Annotated in this window: 15 protein-coding genes and 12 tRNA genes; 25 read left to right on the top strand and 2 right to left on the bottom strand. The window is 37.7% G+C overall.

Features of this window, described 5'->3' with window-relative positions; translation table 11 throughout:
- The first annotated feature begins 197 nt into the window (after nt 1-197).
- From bcaP to uvsE, 6 genes are all read left to right on the top strand, one after another.
- The gene (gene bcaP, locus ACXY7N_RS24795; protein WP_016089595.1) at nt 198-1,613 is read left to right on the top strand and encodes a branched-chain amino acid transporter BcaP; all 1,416 of its coding nucleotides are present in this window, start codon (nt 198-200) and stop codon (nt 1,611-1,613) included.
- Nucleotides 1,614-1,721: 108 nt separating this feature from the next.
- A complete protein-coding gene (locus tag ACXY7N_RS24790) occupies nt 1,722-2,993 on the top strand; it encodes an MDR family MFS transporter (protein WP_033659611.1) in 1,272 nt (423 codons plus the stop codon).
- Between the two features lie 233 nt (nt 2,994-3,226).
- On the top strand, nt 3,227-4,312 hold the full coding sequence (locus ACXY7N_RS24785) for a D-alanine--D-alanine ligase (protein ID WP_016089593.1): 1,086 nt from the start codon (nt 3,227-3,229) through the stop codon (nt 4,310-4,312).
- A 60-nt stretch (nt 4,313-4,372) separates the two neighbouring features.
- On the top strand, nt 4,373-5,749 hold the full coding sequence (gene murF / locus ACXY7N_RS24780) for a UDP-N-acetylmuramoyl-tripeptide--D-alanyl-D-alanine ligase (protein WP_016089592.1): 1,377 nt from the start codon (nt 4,373-4,375) through the stop codon (nt 5,747-5,749).
- 305 nt (nt 5,750-6,054) lie between these two features.
- The gene (gene cshA, locus ACXY7N_RS24775) at nt 6,055-7,638 is read left to right on the top strand and encodes a degradosome RNA helicase CshA (RefSeq protein ID WP_000206603.1); all 1,584 of its coding nucleotides are present in this window, start codon (nt 6,055-6,057) and stop codon (nt 7,636-7,638) included.
- Between the two features lie 92 nt (nt 7,639-7,730).
- Nucleotides 7,731-8,693 (top strand): UV DNA damage repair endonuclease UvsE, encoded by a 963-nt coding sequence (uvsE, locus tag ACXY7N_RS24770; RefSeq protein WP_016089591.1) that lies wholly within the window; start codon nt 7,731-7,733, stop codon nt 8,691-8,693.
- A 52-nt stretch (nt 8,694-8,745) separates the two neighbouring features.
- Here the strand turns inward: uvsE and ACXY7N_RS24765 are convergent, their stop codons facing one another.
- Nucleotides 8,746-9,294 (bottom strand): rhomboid family intramembrane serine protease, encoded by a 549-nt coding sequence (locus tag ACXY7N_RS24765; protein ID WP_016089590.1) that lies wholly within the window; start codon nt 9,292-9,294, stop codon nt 8,746-8,748.
- Nucleotides 9,295-9,386: 92 nt separating this feature from the next.
- Here ACXY7N_RS24765 and acpS point away from each other — a divergent pair, with 92 nt between their 5' ends.
- From acpS to ACXY7N_RS24735, 6 genes are all read left to right on the top strand, one after another.
- Nucleotides 9,387-9,746 carry a holo-ACP synthase gene (gene acpS / locus ACXY7N_RS24760; RefSeq protein WP_016089589.1) on the top strand — a complete coding sequence of 120 codons (360 nt, stop codon included), beginning with the start codon at nt 9,387-9,389 and terminating at the stop codon, nt 9,744-9,746.
- 93 nt (nt 9,747-9,839) lie between these two features.
- The gene (locus ACXY7N_RS24755) at nt 9,840-10,853 is read left to right on the top strand and encodes a LolA family protein (RefSeq protein WP_080118126.1); all 1,014 of its coding nucleotides are present in this window, start codon (nt 9,840-9,842) and stop codon (nt 10,851-10,853) included.
- Nucleotides 10,854-10,970: 117 nt separating this feature from the next.
- Entirely contained in the window at nt 10,971-12,140 is a 1,170-nt protein-coding gene (gene alr, locus ACXY7N_RS24750) for an alanine racemase (RefSeq protein WP_116363815.1), read from the top strand.
- Nucleotides 12,141-12,449: 309 nt separating this feature from the next.
- On the top strand, nt 12,450-12,737 hold the full coding sequence (locus ACXY7N_RS24745) for an antitoxin EndoAI (RefSeq protein ID WP_000004570.1): 288 nt from the start codon (nt 12,450-12,452) through the stop codon (nt 12,735-12,737).
- A 4-nt stretch (nt 12,738-12,741) separates the two neighbouring features.
- Nucleotides 12,742-13,092, top strand: coding sequence for a type II toxin-antitoxin system endoribonuclease NdoA (gene ndoA / locus ACXY7N_RS24740; protein WP_000635963.1), 351 nt, complete (start codon nt 12,742-12,744; stop codon nt 13,090-13,092).
- 68 nt (nt 13,093-13,160) lie between these two features.
- On the top strand, nt 13,161-15,329 hold the full coding sequence (locus tag ACXY7N_RS24735; RefSeq protein ID WP_016089587.1) for a Tex family protein: 2,169 nt from the start codon (nt 13,161-13,163) through the stop codon (nt 15,327-15,329).
- A gap of 59 nt (nt 15,330-15,388) precedes the next feature.
- Here ACXY7N_RS24735 and cmpA read toward each other — a convergent pair whose 3' ends face one another.
- Entirely contained in the window at nt 15,389-15,505 is a 117-nt protein-coding gene (gene cmpA / locus ACXY7N_RS24730; RefSeq protein WP_001143642.1) for a cortex morphogenetic protein CmpA, read from the bottom strand.
- Nucleotides 15,506-15,694: 189 nt separating this feature from the next.
- Between cmpA and ACXY7N_RS24725 the strand changes: the two genes are divergently transcribed.
- The 13 genes from ACXY7N_RS24725 (at nt 15,695) to ACXY7N_RS24665 (ending at nt 17,451) form a co-directional block, all read left to right on the top strand.
- The gene (locus tag ACXY7N_RS24725) at nt 15,695-16,159 is read left to right on the top strand and encodes a SprT family protein (RefSeq protein ID WP_116329675.1); all 465 of its coding nucleotides are present in this window, start codon (nt 15,695-15,697) and stop codon (nt 16,157-16,159) included.
- A gap of 114 nt (nt 16,160-16,273) precedes the next feature.
- A tRNA-Asn gene (locus ACXY7N_RS24720) sits at nt 16,274-16,348 on the top strand.
- Between the two features lie 3 nt (nt 16,349-16,351).
- Nucleotides 16,352-16,442, top strand: a tRNA-Ser gene (locus tag ACXY7N_RS24715).
- Between the two features lie 8 nt (nt 16,443-16,450).
- Nucleotides 16,451-16,525, top strand: a tRNA-Glu gene (locus ACXY7N_RS24710).
- 4 nt (nt 16,526-16,529) lie between these two features.
- Nucleotides 16,530-16,605 (top strand) — tRNA-Val (locus ACXY7N_RS24705).
- Between the two features lie 24 nt (nt 16,606-16,629).
- Nucleotides 16,630-16,706 (top strand) — tRNA-Met (locus ACXY7N_RS24700).
- 3 nt (nt 16,707-16,709) lie between these two features.
- Nucleotides 16,710-16,785 (top strand) — tRNA-Asp (locus ACXY7N_RS24695).
- 87 nt (nt 16,786-16,872) lie between these two features.
- A tRNA-Gln gene (locus ACXY7N_RS24690) sits at nt 16,873-16,947 on the top strand.
- A 5-nt stretch (nt 16,948-16,952) separates the two neighbouring features.
- Nucleotides 16,953-17,025: transfer RNA gene (locus ACXY7N_RS24685), tRNA-Lys, on the top strand.
- Between the two features lie 16 nt (nt 17,026-17,041).
- Nucleotides 17,042-17,124: transfer RNA gene (locus ACXY7N_RS24680), tRNA-Leu, on the top strand.
- Nucleotides 17,125-17,222: 98 nt separating this feature from the next.
- A tRNA-Arg gene (locus ACXY7N_RS24675) sits at nt 17,223-17,299 on the top strand.
- Nucleotides 17,300-17,302: 3 nt separating this feature from the next.
- Nucleotides 17,303-17,379 (top strand) — tRNA-Pro (locus tag ACXY7N_RS24670).
- 1 nt (nt 17,380) lies between these two features.
- Nucleotides 17,381-17,451 (top strand) — tRNA-Gly (locus ACXY7N_RS24665).
- The last annotated feature ends 19 nt before the right edge of the window (nt 17,452-17,470 follow it).

Genomic DNA, 17,470 nt, shown 5'->3' with positions numbered 1-17,470 from the left:
TCTTTTATGGAATCGACATGTATAATAATACCAAAAAAAGTTATAGAAAGATATATAGAAAGAAGGATAAGGATAGGACATATTCAGAAGAATTTCTACTTATTTCGACAAAAGTATTGACTAGGAAAAGTGCTATGAGTAAAATAAAAAAGCGAATTAAAAATTTTCAGAAAATTTAAAACTTGGAGGAGCATGCTATGAAGCAAATTTTTCAAAAGAAGCCTATTGCAAAGTTAATGCAAGAGAGTAAGCAAAAGACATTAGCAAGAACATTGGGCGCATTGGATTTAACTATGCTTGGAATCGGGGCAATTGTTGGAACAGGTATTTTTGTTCTAACGGGCGTGGTGGCAGCAAAACACTCTGGACCAGCTATTATATTATCATTTGCGATAGCCGCGTTAGCCTGTGCCTTTGCTGCATTTTGTTATGCTGAATTCGCTTCTTCAGTTCCCGTCTCAGGCAGTGTGTATACGTACACATATGCGACGATGGGAGAGGTATTCGCATTTTTAATTGGATGGGACTTAATGCTTGAATATTTACTCGCTACATCTGCTGTAGCAAACGGTTGGTCCGCTTATTTTCAATCTTTATTAAAGGGATTTGGGATTCATATTCCGACTATTCTCTCCTCAGCACCTGGTACAGGGAAGGGTGGAATAATTGATTTACCTGCAGTTTTAATTATTTTAATTATGACAGTTCTTTTATCTAGAGGTGTTCGTGAAAGTGCACGAATAAATAACATTATGGTGTTTATTAAATTAGCGGTTGTTCTTATTTTTATCTTTGCTGGTTTTAATTATGTAAAACCTGAAAATTGGACACCTTTTATGCCGTTTGGCTTAGATGGTGTAATGGCTGGAGCTGCTACGGTGTTCTTTGCATTCATAGGATTTGATGCAGTTTCAACAGCTGCAGAGGAAGTGAAACGTCCACAACGTGATTTACCAATTGGCATTATTGCATCTTTATTAATTTGTACGGTTCTTTATATTGTCGTTTCACTTATTTTGACAGGAATTGTTCCATACGGACAGTTGAATATATCAGATCCAGTTGCTTTTGCACTTCAATTTATTGGACAAGATAGTTTAGCTGGAGTAATTTCAGTAGGGGCAATTACGGGAATCACAACAGTAATGTTAGTTATGATGTATGGGCAAGTACGTGTTTCGTATGCAATGAGTAGAGATGGATTATTGCCGAAGCGCCTTGCTAAAGTCCATCCGAAATTTAAAACACCATTTTTAAATACATGGACAACAGGAATTATTGCAGCACTTATTTCAGGATTAATAGATTTAAATGTGTTAGCGCATCTTGTAAATATGGGGACTTTGTCAGCCTTTGCACTTGTAGCTGTTGCTGTTATTGTAATGAGAAGAACTCATCCTGATTTACCAAGGGCATTTAAGGCGCCGCTTGTACCATTTTTACCAGCATTAACGGTGATTTTTTGTTTATACTTAATGCTTCAGTTATCCGGGACTGCTTGGATTAGTTTTGGGGTATGGATGGTTATCGGTATTGCGGTTTACTTCTTATATAGCCGAAAACATAGTGCGTTAAATAATAGTAAAGACGAAGAAGATGCAGCAAATTTATAAGTCGAAAAATCCATTCTAATTCTGTTAGGATGGATTTTTTATTTTGAAAATTTACATTTTTCTGAATTAGTTATAAGATAATTGTTGGCGAACGAAAGGGGTGAAATGATGAAAAATACGTGGCGTGAGTTAAGGGAGATGGACCGTAACGTATGGATTCGATTTATTGGAGAGACGTTAAATGGAATTGCGATGATGATGTTGATGCCTTTTTTTGCATTATATTTAAAAGATAAGGTAGATTCGTTATTGCAGGTCGGAGTGATTATGGCGCTTTCTCCAATTGCAGCAAGCTTTGGATCAATTATAGGGGGAAGAATTGCTGATATATATGGAAGAAAGCCGATTATGATATTTTCGATGACGAGTAATGCGGTGTTAATGCTCGGTTTTTTATTTATAGAAGGATTTATTCCGTATGCGATTTTATCTATTTTTTTAGGGTTAAGTAATTCGCTATTTCATCCAGCTGCATCAGCGATGGTTGCGGATGTAACAACGCCAGAAAAAAGAACAGAAGCATACGGTTTATTACGAATGGGGCACAATATAGGTGCTGCAATTGGCCCGATAATGGGCGCTTCAGTAGTTATGTTGTCGAAGAACCTTGTGTTTATTATTGCCTCGTCTACGATGTTATTTTATGCATTACTTGTATTCATTCTTATTCAAGAGACAATGCCAAAGAGCGCGAATAAAGAAGAGAATAAAGAAAAGGAATCAGGGGCGGTTTGGAAAATTGTAATGAGAGATAAGGCACTAATGATTTATTTGTTAGCAGGTATCATTATTTCGATGGGATTTTCTCAAACAGAAGGCATGTTGCCGCTGCACTTTGATAATGAAATGAAAGGCATTTTTGGGATTAACAATCCATACCCATATTTAATGGCTTTAAATGGACTATTAGTTGTGTTGTTCCAATTTCAAATTTCAAAATGGGCCACAGATAAACCTGTCGGAAAGACGATGTTATATGGCGCATGTTTGTTCGGGATTGGTTTGTTCTTTATAGGATGGTTACCGAAGTGGTTTGGAGAATTCGATGCAAATGCTACGATTATTTTAATAACGTTGTTGTTCGTTTATGCCATATATACGTTAGGTGAGATGATTATGTCGCCTGTACAGATGACGTTTGTAGCGAATTTGGCCCCTGAGCACTTGAGAGGGACTTATATGGGAGCTGCAAGTTTGCAGTGGATTACAGGAGGTGCATTCGGTCCGCTTCTTGGAGGTTTTTTATTGGATCGATTACTTGGCCACTTTCTATTTACAATTTTAGCTGTAGGATGTGTAGTTGCAGGTATTGTATATGTTTCTTTAGATCATCTCGTTGAAGAAAGGCAAAAAGGCACAATGACCAAACAATCTTCTTAATGAGTAGATGACATACACAAAAAGGGGATTTCTACATATTCTAGGTACATAACTAGAGTGGGGTGCAATTTTATATATTTATGAAGAAAGTTAAGTGGAAAAAGTATAGAAAACCAATAAGTGGAGTCATTTATTTATTTGTGGAAGTTACATTTTATTTCAAATAGGAACTACCTATTTTTATAAAAAGTGCTAAAATAGAAAAATGAAAACAATTGGTTAGGGTGATTTCAGTGACAAAAATTAAATTAGGTTTATTATATGGTGGAAAATCAGCTGAGCATCAAGTTTCGCTACAAACGGCTCTTGCTGCTATTAAAGCATTAAATCAAGATAAATTCGAGATTCATCCAATTTATATTACAGAACAAGGTCAATGGGTGCGCGGTGAGCGTATCGAAGGTGAAGTAACAGATGTTGAAGTTCTAAAAATGAGCGGTGCAGAAAATGCGATTTCTCCGTTATCATTAAGCACAGAAATCATTCCATCTGCAGCTTCTGAGGAAAATGCTATCGACGTTATTTTTCCATTATTACATGGACCAAATGGTGAAGATGGAACGGTTCAAGGATTATTAGAATTAATGAACATTCCTTATGTAGGAAATGGTGTTCTAGCATCTGCTGCTGGTATGGATAAAGTTGTTATGAAAAACATCTTTGCAGAAGCTGGATTAAAACAAGCAAAATATGCATCATTTATTCGTAGCGTATGGGAAAAAAATCGTGAAACAGCATATGAAAAAGTAGAAGAAGTATTAGGATATCCTTGCTTCGTAAAACCAGCAAACCTTGGTTCAAGTGTTGGTATTAATAAGTGTAAAAATCGTGAAGAACTTGAGAATGCATTTGAAGAGGCGTTCCAATTTGACCGTAAAATTATTGTAGAAGAAAATATTGTTGGACGTGAAGTAGAAGTTGGTGTACTAGGTAATGATGAACCGAAATGTTCAGTTGTAGGTGAAATCGTACCGAAAAAAGACTTCTATGATTATAAGTCGAAATATATCGATGGCGATACAGCGTTAATTATTCCAGCTGAAATGACAGAAGAAGAGTCTAATGTCATTAAGCGAGATGCGATTATTGCATTCCAATCTTTAGATAGTGCTGGCTTAACAAGAGCTGATTTCTTCTTAACAAAAGACGGAGAAGTATATATTAACGAAGTGAATACGATGCCAGGATTTACGCCGTTTAGTATGTTCCCTCTACTATGGCAACATACTGGATTACCGTATCCGGAATTAATTGAAGAGCTAATTCGTTTAGCGATTGAGCGTCACGAAGAAAAACAAAAAATTAAATATACAATCTAACAAAAAAGGAGGAGGCACTATTCGCAGGAATAGTGCTTCCTCTATGTAAGGAGTGTTTTCATGATAAATCGAACGTTAAAACAAGTAGAACAGATGATAAATGGTACGGGATTAGCAGCGCAATATGAGGGAATTACTATACAAGGAGTGTCTATCGATACGAGAAAAATCGAAAAAGGAAACCTATATGTTCCGATTCAAGGTGAACGTTTCGATGGACATGCTTTTGTAGATAAAGCTGTTGCAAATGGAGCTGTGGCGACATTATGGATGAAAAATGTAGCAAATCCACCTGAGAATCTTCCAGTTATTTTTGTAGAAGACACGCTATCAGCATTACAAATGTTAGCGAAAAACTATCGCGATCAATTGGATGTTAAAGTTATTGGTGTGACAGGTAGTAACGGTAAAACATCTACAAAAGATATTGTAACAAGTCTTCTTGCGACTAGATTCAAAGTTCAAAAAACAGAAGGAAACTTCAATAACCATATCGGATTACCTCTTACTATTTTAAACTTAGAAGAAAATACAGAAGTAGCTGTATTAGAAATGGGTATGTCAAGCCGAGGGGAAATTGAATTCTTATCTAAGTTAGCTCGTCCAAATGCAGCTATCATTACAAACATTGGTGAGGCACATTTAATGGACTTAGGTTCTCGTGAGGCAATTGCTGAAGCGAAATTAGAAATTGTGACAGGATTACAAGAAGGTGGAGTATTCGTATATAACGGAGATGAGCCATTATTAACAAATCGTGTTCCCGAAATGAATTTAATAGCTGAAACAGTTACGTTTGGTGATGCTAGAGCAAATGATTATTATCCAACGACTGTAGCATTACAGGCGACTGGGACACATTTTAAAATGAATAGAGATGAAAATATTTCATTCTACTTACCAGTATTGGGAAAACATAATGTGTATAATACACTTGCTTCAATGGCAATTGCGAAACATTTTGGTGTAACATGGGAAGAAATGAAACAAGGTTTAGTAACACTTCAAATGACGGGCATGCGTATGGAAATTGTAAAAACGGATAGTGGATTAACAATTATCAATGATGCTTATAATGCAAGTCCGACAGCTATGGAAGCAGCATTCCATTTAATGAATGGTTTAGATGGATTTGCTAAAAAAATTGTTGTGCTCGGCGATATGTTAGAGCTTGGAGATCAAGAAGTACAGTTTCATTATGAAGTAGGTAAATTAATCGATCCAGCAAAAATCTCATATGTGTTCACATATGGTAAATTAGGAGCTCAAATTGCTGAAGGAGCGAAAATTAATTTCCCAAATGAACGTGTAAAGGCGTATGATAATAAAGAAGAGTTAGTAAAAGAGTTGCAAGCAGTAGTCGATGTGAAAGATGTTGTATTAATAAAAGCATCTCGCGGTATGAAATTGGAAGAAGTAATTACTATGTTGAAATAATTGGTGTATATAAATAGGGATGATAGCCACGAAAATAGAAGAAACTTATAATAAGCGCTTACAGTAAATATAAAAAAATAAAAGTGAAGAAAAAAACTCTGAATATGAAAATAAGGTAACAGTTGGGTTTGCTTTTTACACATACAAAACTTATAATTGATAAAGTGTAATAACGTTTAGAAGTATTTTCGCGAAGAATATACGCCCGTTTATATACGTGAGCATTCAGGAAAAGGGCTTTTCCGCAAATTCGGAAAACGCCTTTTTTTAAATGATAAGTATAGGATAGAAAAGGAGAAGTAACATTGACAACATTTCGAGAATTAGGATTAAGTGAGTCTTTACTACAATCTGTTGAAAGTATGGGCTTTGAAGAGGCTACGCCGATTCAAGCTGAAACAATTCCACATGCATTGCAGGGTAAAGATATTATTGGGCAAGCACAAACAGGTACAGGGAAAACAGCAGCATTCGGATTACCACTATTAGATAAAGTGGATACAAATAAAGAAGCAGTTCAAGGTATTGTTATCGCGCCAACGCGTGAATTAGCAATTCAAGTTGGAGAAGAGTTATACAAAATTGGTAAACATAAGCGCGTTCGTATTCTACCAATTTATGGTGGTCAAGATATTAACCGCCAAATTCGTGCTCTAAAAAAACACCCACACATTATTGTTGGTACGCCGGGTCGTATTTTAGATCATATTAACCGTAAAACACTTCGCTTACAAAACGTAGAGACTGTTGTTCTTGACGAAGCAGATGAAATGTTAAACATGGGCTTCATTGAAGATATTGAAGCGATTTTAACAGATGTGCCAGAAACACATCAAACATTATTATTCTCAGCGACAATGCCAGATCCAATCCGTCGTATTGCTGAGCGTTTCATGACTGAGCCTCAACACATTAAAGTAAAAGCAAAAGAAGTAACAATGCCAAACATTCAGCAGTTCTATTTAGAAGTGCAAGAAAAGAAAAAGTTTGACGTGTTAACACGCTTGCTAGATATTCAATCTCCAGAGCTTGCAATCGTATTCGGTCGTACAAAGCGTCGTGTTGATGAATTATCAGAAGCATTAAACTTACGTGGTTATGCAGCAGAAGGTATTCATGGTGACTTAACACAGGCGAAACGTATGTCTGTATTACGTAAATTTAAAGAAGGTGCTATTGAAGTTCTTGTTGCAACAGACGTTGCTGCACGTGGTCTTGATATTTCAGGTGTAACACACGTATACAACTTCGATATCCCACAAGATCCAGAATCATACGTTCACCGTATCGGTCGTACTGGCCGTGCGGGTAAAAAAGGTATTGCAATGTTATTTGTAACACCACGTGAATCAGGACAATTAAAAAATATCGAGCGCACAACAAAACGTAAAGTTGACCGTATGGAAGCACCGACACTTGACGAGGCATTAGAAGGTCAACAACGTTTAATCGCTGAAAAGCTTCAAAGCACAATCCAAAATGAGAACTTATCATACTACAAGCGTATTGCAGAAGAAATGTTAGAAGAGAATGATTCTGTAACAGTAGTAGCTGCTGCTTTAAAAATGATGACAAAAGAGCCAGATACAACTCCAATCGCTTTAACATCAGAACCACCAGTTGTTTCAAGAGGTGGCGGTTCTAAAAAACGCGGCGGTAACGGAGGCGGATACCGTGATGGTAACCGTAATCGTAGTCGTGACGGACGCGGCGGTGGCGATGGTCGTAACCGTGATCGCAATCGTGATGGACGCGGTGGTGGCGATGGCCGTAACCGTGATCGTAATCGTGATGGTGGTAGCCGTGGTCGTAAAGGTGAAGGTCAAGGTCGCCCTGGATCTTCAAATGGACGTGGCGAAAGAAAACATCATAGCCGTCCACAAGCTTAATAAAAAAGAGAATGCCCTTTGCGGGTATTCTCTTTTTTTATTTCTGTAATTGTACATACTACATAATAACTTGTGTAGAAAAGAGGTGCTACATGCTTGTAAGACTTGGGTATGTTGCGATGAGTGTACATTTAAAGAATGCATCTCCATCTCAAACGATGACATATGCGCAGTTTCAACGAATTGATGATCGGGAGGCTGCAATTCGTAAACTCGAAAGAATTGCCAATTCGAATTTAGAAAATTGTTTACGGTTGTTAAAGCATAATAAAGGGCATGATATATCTTTCTTTCGGCTTAGTTCCAAGCTTGTTCCTTTAGCGAATCATGAGGAGTTGCTAGAGTGGAACTACATTCGTCCGTTGAAAGAAAATTTAAAAGTGCTAGGTGAATACGCAATTCGTATGAACATGCGAATTGATTTCCATCCAGATCATTTTGTTGTACTGAATTCACCTGAAGAGAGTATTTTTAAACAATCCGTAAAGACATTGCAGATGCATAAAAAATTATTAAAAGGTATGGGGATTGAACATAAACAGAGGTGTGTATTGCATGTGGGTGGAGGTTATAACGATAAGGAACTTGCATTAGAACGTTTTATAGAAAATTGGTCGAATGTCCCAAGAGGTATTCAAGAGATGGTCATATTAGAAAATGATGATACGACCTTTTCTTTAGAAGAAACATTGTATTTGGGTGAGAAGTTAGATATTCCAGTCGTGTTTGATTTGCATCACCATATGATGAATCATGATCGAGAAGATTGGCATGAAGATTGGGCTCGTGTTGTACATACGTGGGAATCGTCTTTGTTACCAGTGAAAATGCACATTTCTAGTCCTAGAGAGGGAAAAGACCCGAGAGCACACGCGGACTTTATTGATGTAGATACTTTTTTATCTTTTTTAAAAAAGATAAAGGGAAGTGTTTCGCAAATTGATTGTATGATTGAGGCGAAGAAGAAGGATGAGTCTTTATTTCAACTAATGAGAGATTTAAGTAAACAAACAGATGTAGAAATTGTCGATGGTGCAAGCTTTTATATTAAATAAGCTCTGCACCATCGAGTTTTTTTATCCCGCTATTTGTGGGTTGATTAAAGTTTCACTTTATTAAAAAAGGGGTGCAAATACCGCCAATGATCAATCCTGTTAAATGGCTTATGGGGTTAGCGGAGGGATTGAAGAAAGTGAATAGGAGTAATATACATATCATAATTGAAAAAATAGCAATGTCTCTTGGATTGAAAGAACGATATCGACTATATAATAGAAATAATTGTGCCCCTAGCAATCCAAAAATACCACCAGATGCCCCGGCATGAATATATTCAAGAGGCATAATAAGATAAGAAGAAATATTTCCAAGAATGCCAGAAAGGAAAAAAATAATGATGAAAGAAAAGTGCCCTAGTTGCTTTTCAATAGAAGAGCCAAACACGAATAAACAAATACTATTAGAAAGGAAATGTTGTAAGTCTACATGTACAAGTAGAGAAGTTATGAGACGCCACCATTCTCCTTTAGCGATATATTCATTATAGGCTGCCATGGGAAAGAGAAAAAAGTCGCCTAACATAATCATGACTAATTGTATGAGAAGTAAAGCGATGACGATTGGTTGTAAGGAAATGCGGAAAGATGGTATTAGCATGTTGTTAGTATCACTCCTTTTGCATCAGAAAGATTCTCTGTTATTCTTACAATATGAAAGAAGAAAGCTAAATAGAAGAAGGGGATTTTGAAATGATTGTAGGGATTGGAATCGATATTATTGAATTGAATCGAATTGAAAAAATGCTAGATGGAAAACTTAAATTTATGGAACGTATTTTAAATGAAAATGAACGTAATGTTGCTAAGGAGTTGAAAGGAAGTCGCCTTATAGAGTTTGTGGCTGGAAGATTTGCAGCAAAAGAGGCGTATTCAAAAGCGGTAGGGACTGGTATCGGGAAAGAAGTAAGTTTTTTAGATATTGAAGTAAGAAATGATGATAGAGGTAAGCCAATTCTTGTTACAAGTACAGAGCATATTGTTCATTTATCAATTAGTCATAGTAAGGAATTTGCTGTTGCTCAAGTTGTTTTAGAAAGCTCGTCACGCTAGTCTGCATATTTTATATCTTTGTCTCATATATTTGATGTAGCGATAAGGAAGGTACATCTTCCATTCATTTATAGGGGCAAAGGGGCTGAAGTGATGAAAAGGCGTCTGTTTTTAGTTCTTGTCGGTTTATTAACCGTTTTTGTGTTGGCGGGTTGTATGGAAAAGAAACAAGATGATGTTGTGAGAGATTTAGAGGCGAAAGTAAAAGGGATGAAAAGTTATCAAGCTGAAGCAAAATTATCTATTAAAACAGGGAATGAGCCTCAGGAGTACAAGGTAGAAATATGGCATAAGGAACCTTCTTTTTATCGTGTGAATTTGCAGAATGCGAAAAAAGATCAAAGCCAAATTATTTTAAGAAATGAAGAAGGGGTATTTGTATTAACGCCAGCGCTTAATAAGAGTTTCCGTTTCCAAAGTGATTGGCCGCAAAATAGTAGCCAGGCTTATTTATATGAATCACTTGTGAGAGACATTTTACAGGATAAGAAAAACCTTACTTTTGAAAAAACAGATAAGTATTATATTTTTAAAACAAAAACAAACTATCAACATCAAAACATGTTGCCAAAACAAGAGATTACATTGAAGAAAAGTGATTTAACACCAGTTTCGGTGAAGTTAATGGATAATGATCAAAATGTTCTTGTGAAAGTAGATTTCTCAAAAGTGAAATTTGATGCGAAATTTGATAAAGGTGCATTTGATACGAAACAAAATATGTCTAGAGCGCAAGTAGATGTTCAAACGACAGCGAAAGAAGACAAACCATTTGCTGTTTTGTATCCGCGTGATACGCCGCAAGGTATGGTTTTGAAAGACGAAAAAGAGTTGAAGACAGACAGTGGCAAGCGTGCGATACTCACATACACTGGAAGTAAGAAATCCTTTACTTTAATACAAGAAAAGGCAAAAGTTGCAGAGGCTTCGTCAGCGATAAGTGTGAGTGGAGAATTGGTTGATCTTGGCTTTACGATTGGTGCATTGACGAAAGACTCTTTAACGTGGTCGCATAACGGAGTAGAATATATGCTCGTGTCTAAAGGTTTAGAGCCGAAGGAGCTGTTAATGGTTGCTCGTTCAGTTACAGAGAAGCAAGTGAAGTAAACTTCTTAGACGTGGTGATATATGTGCACCACGTCTTTTCTTAGTTTGAAGGTGGATTTCATAAAAGAAGCATATAAAAGAATAAGCTTCGCATATCGTGTATAAGGAAGTGTATTTATGGAAGAAGCACCATTTTACCGTGATACTTGGGTGGAAGTGGATTTAGATGCGATCTATAACAATATTACACACATTAAAGATCTCATTCCAAGTGATGTAGAGATTTTTGCTGTAGTTAAAGCGAATGCATATGGACACGATTATGTACCGGTGGCTAAAACGGCATTAGAAGCAGGGGCGACAAGGTTAGCGGTTGCCTTTTTAGATGAAGCTCTAGTGCTCCGAAGGGCTGGTATTACTGTGCCAATTTTAGTGTTAGGTCCTTCCCCGCCTCGTGATGTCAATGTAGCTGCTGAAAATGATGTAGCGTTAACTGTCTTTCAAAAAGAATGGGTGGATGAAGCGATCAAACTTTGGGATGGTTCATCTACAATGAAATACCATATTAATTTCGATAGTGGTATGGGGAGAATTGGAATACGCGAACGCAAAGAATTAAAAGGGTTTTTAAAAAGTTTAGAAGGTGCACCATTTTTAGAATTAGAAGGAGTTTATACACATTTTGCAACAGCGGATGAGGTGGAGACTTCTTACTTTGATAAGCAATATAACACATTTTTGCAGCAGTTAAGTTGGTTGAAAGAGTTCGGAGTGGATCCTAAGTTTGTCCATACAGCTAATAGTGCTGCAACGCTACGTTTTCAAGGGATTACATTTAATGCAGTACGAATTGGCATTGCGATGTATGGGTTATCCCCGTCTGTAGAAATACGCCCTTTTTTACCGTTTAAATTAGAACCAGCGCTATCATTGCATACGAAAGTTGCTCATATTAAACAGGTGATTAAAGGGGATGGGATTAGTTATAACGTCACTTACCGAACGAAGACGGAGGAATGGATTGCAACTGTTGCAATTGGATATGCAGATGGATGGCTTAGAAGATTACAAGGGTTCGAAGTGCTTATAAATGGTAAAAGGGTACCGATTGTAGGTCGAGTAACAATGGATCAATTCATGATACACCTTCCTTGTGAAGTGCCGCTTGGTACGAAAGTTACACTCATTGGAAAACAAGGTGATGAGTATATTAGTGCTACTGAGGTTGCTGAATATTCTGGGACTATTAATTATGAAATTATTGCAACGATAAGCTTCCGTGTGCCGAGAATATTCATACGGCACGGCAAGGTTGTAGAAGTAATCAATTATTTGAACAATATATAGAAGGTAGTATGATTTGCTTCTTGTCATTTGAGAGGACTGTTCATTGGTTAAGAATAAGCTCATTTTTGATGAGAAGCTTTTTACTTATCATTACTTTTAACATAATTTAAAGTGAATTTTGCTGGGAAACTCTTTCGTTTCTTGTTTGTAATAAGATAAAAATAAAAGAATATGAATGTTTTGTTTGTGAATTGGAAAACATAAGCAAGGAATAAGGAAGTCTTTGCAACAGGCTCCATACAATGGTATTATTACAATAGGTGTCATATATATATTTGGGTGTGTAGTTGACGGTGGAGGTGTATTTTTGTGTCCGAATCAAGTGTAACTACTGAAATCGTGGTTCGGTTGCCAAAGCAAATGGTAACGGAATTGGACGGAATTGGAAAACAAGAGAATAAGAATCGCCATGAACTAATTTGCCAGGCAACACAACTGTTATTGCGTCAACATAAGACGAAGAAACGCTACCAACATGAATCAATGCGACGTGGGTACATTGAAATGGGAAAAATTAATCTTGGTATTGCATCGGAAGCTTTCTTAGCAGAGTATGAAGCAGCTCATACAGTAGAACGCTTAGTTAGCGGGGGGTAATATTTTGATTGTAAAACGCGGCGACGTGTATTTTGCAGACCTTTCCCCAGTTGTTGGTTCTGAGCAAGGAGGCGTTCGTCCGGTTCTTGTCATTCAAAATGACATCGGAAATCGTTTTAGTCCAACGGTGATTGTAGCGGCTATTACTGCACAGATTCAAAAAGCTAAATTACCCACTCATGTGGAAATTGATGCGAAAAAGTACGGTTTTGAGAGAGATTCTGTTATTTTACTTGAGCAGATTCGAACAATCGATAAGCAGCGCTTAACGGACAAAATCACTCACTTAGATGAAGTGATGATGATTCGTGTAGATGAAGCGCTACAAATTAGTTTAGGACTAATAGATTTTTAAATCGGCAGTTTAAGTTGCTCTCTTTACAGGGCAACTTTTTTTTATTATAGAGGAGGTTACGGTTGTATATGGAAATGGTAGATAATCGACAAGCGTTAATGAAAATGTTAGTGAAGGAATTAGGCTTTACCGAAAAGCAAGTTCGTCATGTTATTCAATTAACAGAAGAAGGTAACACAGTTCCATTTATTGCTCGTTACCGAAAAGAATGGACAGGCTCTTTAGATGAGGTGCAAATTCGTACAATTTTAGAGAGATGGCAATATATGATGCAGCTTGAAGATAGGAAAGAAGAGGTTCTTCGTCTTATTGATGAGAAGGGGAAACTGACAGAAGAGTTACGTCAGCAAATTGTTAAAGCTGTAAAGTTGCAAGAAGTAGAAGACTTATATCGTCCATATAAAGAGAAAAGAAGAACGAAAGCAACGATTGCAAAAGAAAAAGGACTAGAGCCGTTAGCTGAATGGTTATTGTTATATAAGAAAGAAGATCCAAATCAGAAGGCAGTGGAGTTTATTGACGCAGAGAAAGAAGTGCAATCTGCAGAAGAAGCATTACAAGGTGCCCAAGACATTATTGCAGAAATCGTTTCAGATGAAGCAGCTTATCGAAGTTGGATTCGGAATGTTACTTTTAGAAAAGGTGTTATGTCTTCGTCCGTGAAAGATGAAGAGAAAGATGAAAAGAATATATATGAAATGTATTACAGTTATGAAGAACCGTTGCAGAAAGTAGTACCGCATCGTGTATTAGCGATGAATCGCGGTGAGAAAGAAGATATATTGAGAGTTTCTGTTGTTCCACCAGTAGATGAGATAGTAACTTTCTTATATAAGAGAGTAATTCGTGATAACGATTCGAAAAGTGCACATTATGTAAAGTTAGCAATTGAGGATGGTTATAAACGATTAATTCAATCCTCCATTGAAAGAGAGATTCGAAAAGAATTAACAGAAACAGCTGAGGAACAAGCGATACATATTTTCTCTGAGAACTTACGTAATTTATTATTACAACCTCCAATGAAAGGAAAGGTTGTGTTAGCTGTAGATCCTGCATATAGAACGGGTTGTAAATTAGCTGTTGTAGATGATACGGGGAAGGTTCTATATATTGATGTTATTTATCCGCATCCACCTGTTCGTAAATATGAAGATGCAAAAACGAAAGTTCTTTCTATTATAGATAAATATCAAGTTGAAATGATTGCGATTGGGAATGGTACAGCTTCTAGAGAATCGGAAGAATTTATAGTTGATGTATTACAAAATGTGAAACAAGAAGTCTTCTATATTATTGTGAACGAAGCTGGTGCGAGTGTGTATTCGGCCTCTGATTTAGCTCGTGAGGAATTTCCGAATTTGCAGGTTGAAGAAAGAAGTGCTGTTTCTATTGGGAGACGTCTGCAAGATCCACTTGCTGAACTTGTGAAGATTGATCCTAAATCAGTTGGGGTTGGACAATACCAACATGATGTATCTCAAAAGAGGTTGAATGAATCATTAACATTTGTAGTAGAGACGGCAGTTAACCAAGTTGGTGTGAATGTAAATACAGCTTCAGTTGCGTTATTGCAATATGTTTCGGGTTTATCGAAAACCGTTGCGAAAAATATTGTGGCAAAGCGTGAAGAAGAAGGGAAATTTACAAAACGAACAGACTTAAAGAAAATACCGCGTCTAGGTGCGAAGACATATGAACAATGCATAGGTTTCTTACGTATATTAGAAGGGGCAAATCCGTTAGATCGAACGGGTATTCATCCAGAACAATATAAAAATGTTGAATTGTTATTGAAGAGTCTAGGGTTATCAAAAGATGACGTAGGGCAATTGCAATTACAAAAGAGCTTGGAAGAAGTGGAGATTTCTAAGTTGTCGCAAGAAACGGGAGTTGGGGAGCCGACATTAGTAGATATTATAGATGCGCTCATTAGTCCGGAGCGAGACATGAGGGATGAGTTGCCTAAACCGCTTCTGAAAAAAGGGATTTTGAAATTAGAAGATTTAAAACGTGGTATGGAACTGGAAGGAACAGTTCGTAACGTTGTTGATTTTGGTGCTTTTGTTGATGTAGGTGTAAAACAAGATGGTTTAGTACATATTTCTAAACTAAGCAAACAGTATGTGAAGCATCCGTTAGATATTGTATCTGTCGGACAAATCGTCAAGGTATGGGTAGATGATATTGATACGAAAAAAGGTCGCGTTGCACTATCCATGTTGCCGATAGAATAGTAAGAGGAGAGAGCGGATGAAACTGCTCTCTTTTTTTATGGGATAAAACGTGTAATGGATTATGAGCTTTGGTGTATTTTGCTATAATAAAACCAGCATTCATTTAGTAATTTAATTTGATACCGGTTTTTTTCAAAATATGCGCGTTGCATTTGTTTTTTTAGCCACGTAGGCATAGGAATCCCTCCTTGTTTAATCCTACTCTCAACAATCTAAGGTACTATTGATGAGAGGTTGGTGAGTGGATTTCTATTCATGCTATATTTTTAGAAACCACGCTTCTTGAATGAGGATGGGTATATGTACTATTTAATATATGTATAAGGGAGGAGAAAAGTGTAAAAATATTTTTTAGTTTAGGAGGAATGAGAGTGGATGAGCAAGAAATACAGCGTCTGGTGGAAGAAGTATCACTACAATACTTCGGAATGCCATTTTTACATAAAGCTATGTTCAATAGTAGGTTGCGTACAACTGGTGGACGTTATCTATTGAATACACACAATATTGAAGTGAATTATCGATATTACGAAATGTATGGGAAAGAAGAGTTAGTTGGAATCATTAAACATGAGCTTTGTCATTATCACTTGCATATTACAGGAAGGGGCTATAAGCACCGGGATAGAGATTTTCGTGAATTGTTAAAAGAAGTTGATGCGCCACGCTTTTGTAAACGAATAATGAATGAAGAGAAGGAAAAAAAGGTTTATACGTATGAATGTATGGGCTGTTCGCTTCAATATGTAAGAAGACGTCAAATAAATACAAAAAGATATGTCTGCGGAAAGTGTAAAGGGAAACTGAACCTGATAAAGAAAACATCTTGACAGTGAAAACGCAATCCAGTATATTATAAACATGTCACGTTTGTACAAGATGTTATGAAAAAACATCTTGACTTACGATGAGAAATTTTATAAGATACAAATTGTCTTTATTATTCCGCAGTAGCTCAGTGGTAGAGCTATCGGCTGTTAACCGATCGGTCGTAGGTTCGAGTCCTACCTGCGGAGCCATACAGAGAAGTACCCAAGTGGCTCAAGGGGCTCCCCTGCTAAGGGAGTAGATCGCTAACGCGGTGCGAGGGTTCGAATCCCTTCTTCTCTGCCATACATACTGGCCCGTTGGTCAAGTGGTTAAGACACCGCCCTTTCACGGCGGTAACACGGGTTCGAATCCCGTACGGGTCACCACTTCGGAGGATTAGCTCAGCTGGGAGAGCACCTGCCTTACAAGCAGGGGGTCGGCGGTTCGATCCCGTCATCCTCCACCATATAAATTATATAAGTAATATCATCGCGGGGTGGAGCAGCACGGTAGCTCGTCGGGCTCATAACCCGAAGGTCGCAGGTTCAAATCCTGTCCCCGCAACCAAATGGTCCCGTGGTGTAGTGGTTAACATGCCTGCCTGTCACGCAGGAGATCGCCGGTTCGACCCCGGTCGGGACCGCCATTTTAACTTCTGCTATTTGGCAGTTGTTTTTTATTGGACATTATGTTACAATAACATTTGTCTTTGAAAAGATGATAAATATTTCGATGGGCTATAGCCAAGCGGTAAGGCAACGGACTTTGACTCCGTCATGCGCTGGTTCGAATCCAGCTAGCCCAGCCATTTACGAGCCATTAGCTCAGTTGGTAGAGCATCTGACTTTTAATCAGAGGGTCGAAGGTTCGAATCCTTCATGGCTCACTTTTGTTTTTTCCGCGCGGTCGTGGCGGAACGGCAGACGCGCTAGGTTGAGGGCCTAGTGGGGGAAACCCCGTGGAGGTTCAAGTCCTCTCGGCCGCATCAAAAATCTTTTTTAAAAAAGTACTTGCATTTGAAAATGTAGTATGATAAGATAATTGAGTCGCCAAAATACAACGACGAAAAAACATCATGAATAAGCGCCCGTAGCTCAATTGGATAGAGCGTTTGACTACGGATCAAGAGGTTAGGGGTTCGACTCCTCTCGGGCGCGCCATAACGGGAAGTGGCTCAGCTTGGTAGAGCACCTGGTTTGGGACCAGGGGGTCGCAGGTTCAAATCCTGTCTTCCCGACCACGCGGGTGTAGTTTAGTGGTAAAACAAGAGCCTTCCAAGCTCTGGTCGAGAGTTCGATTCTCTTCACCCGCTTTTAGTTCTTTGAAAACTG

This window comes from Bacillus sp. 5w2 (assembly GCF_054353775.1).
Note: the sequence above shows the minus strand (reverse complement) of the source record. Positions and strands in the feature narration are given on the sequence as shown.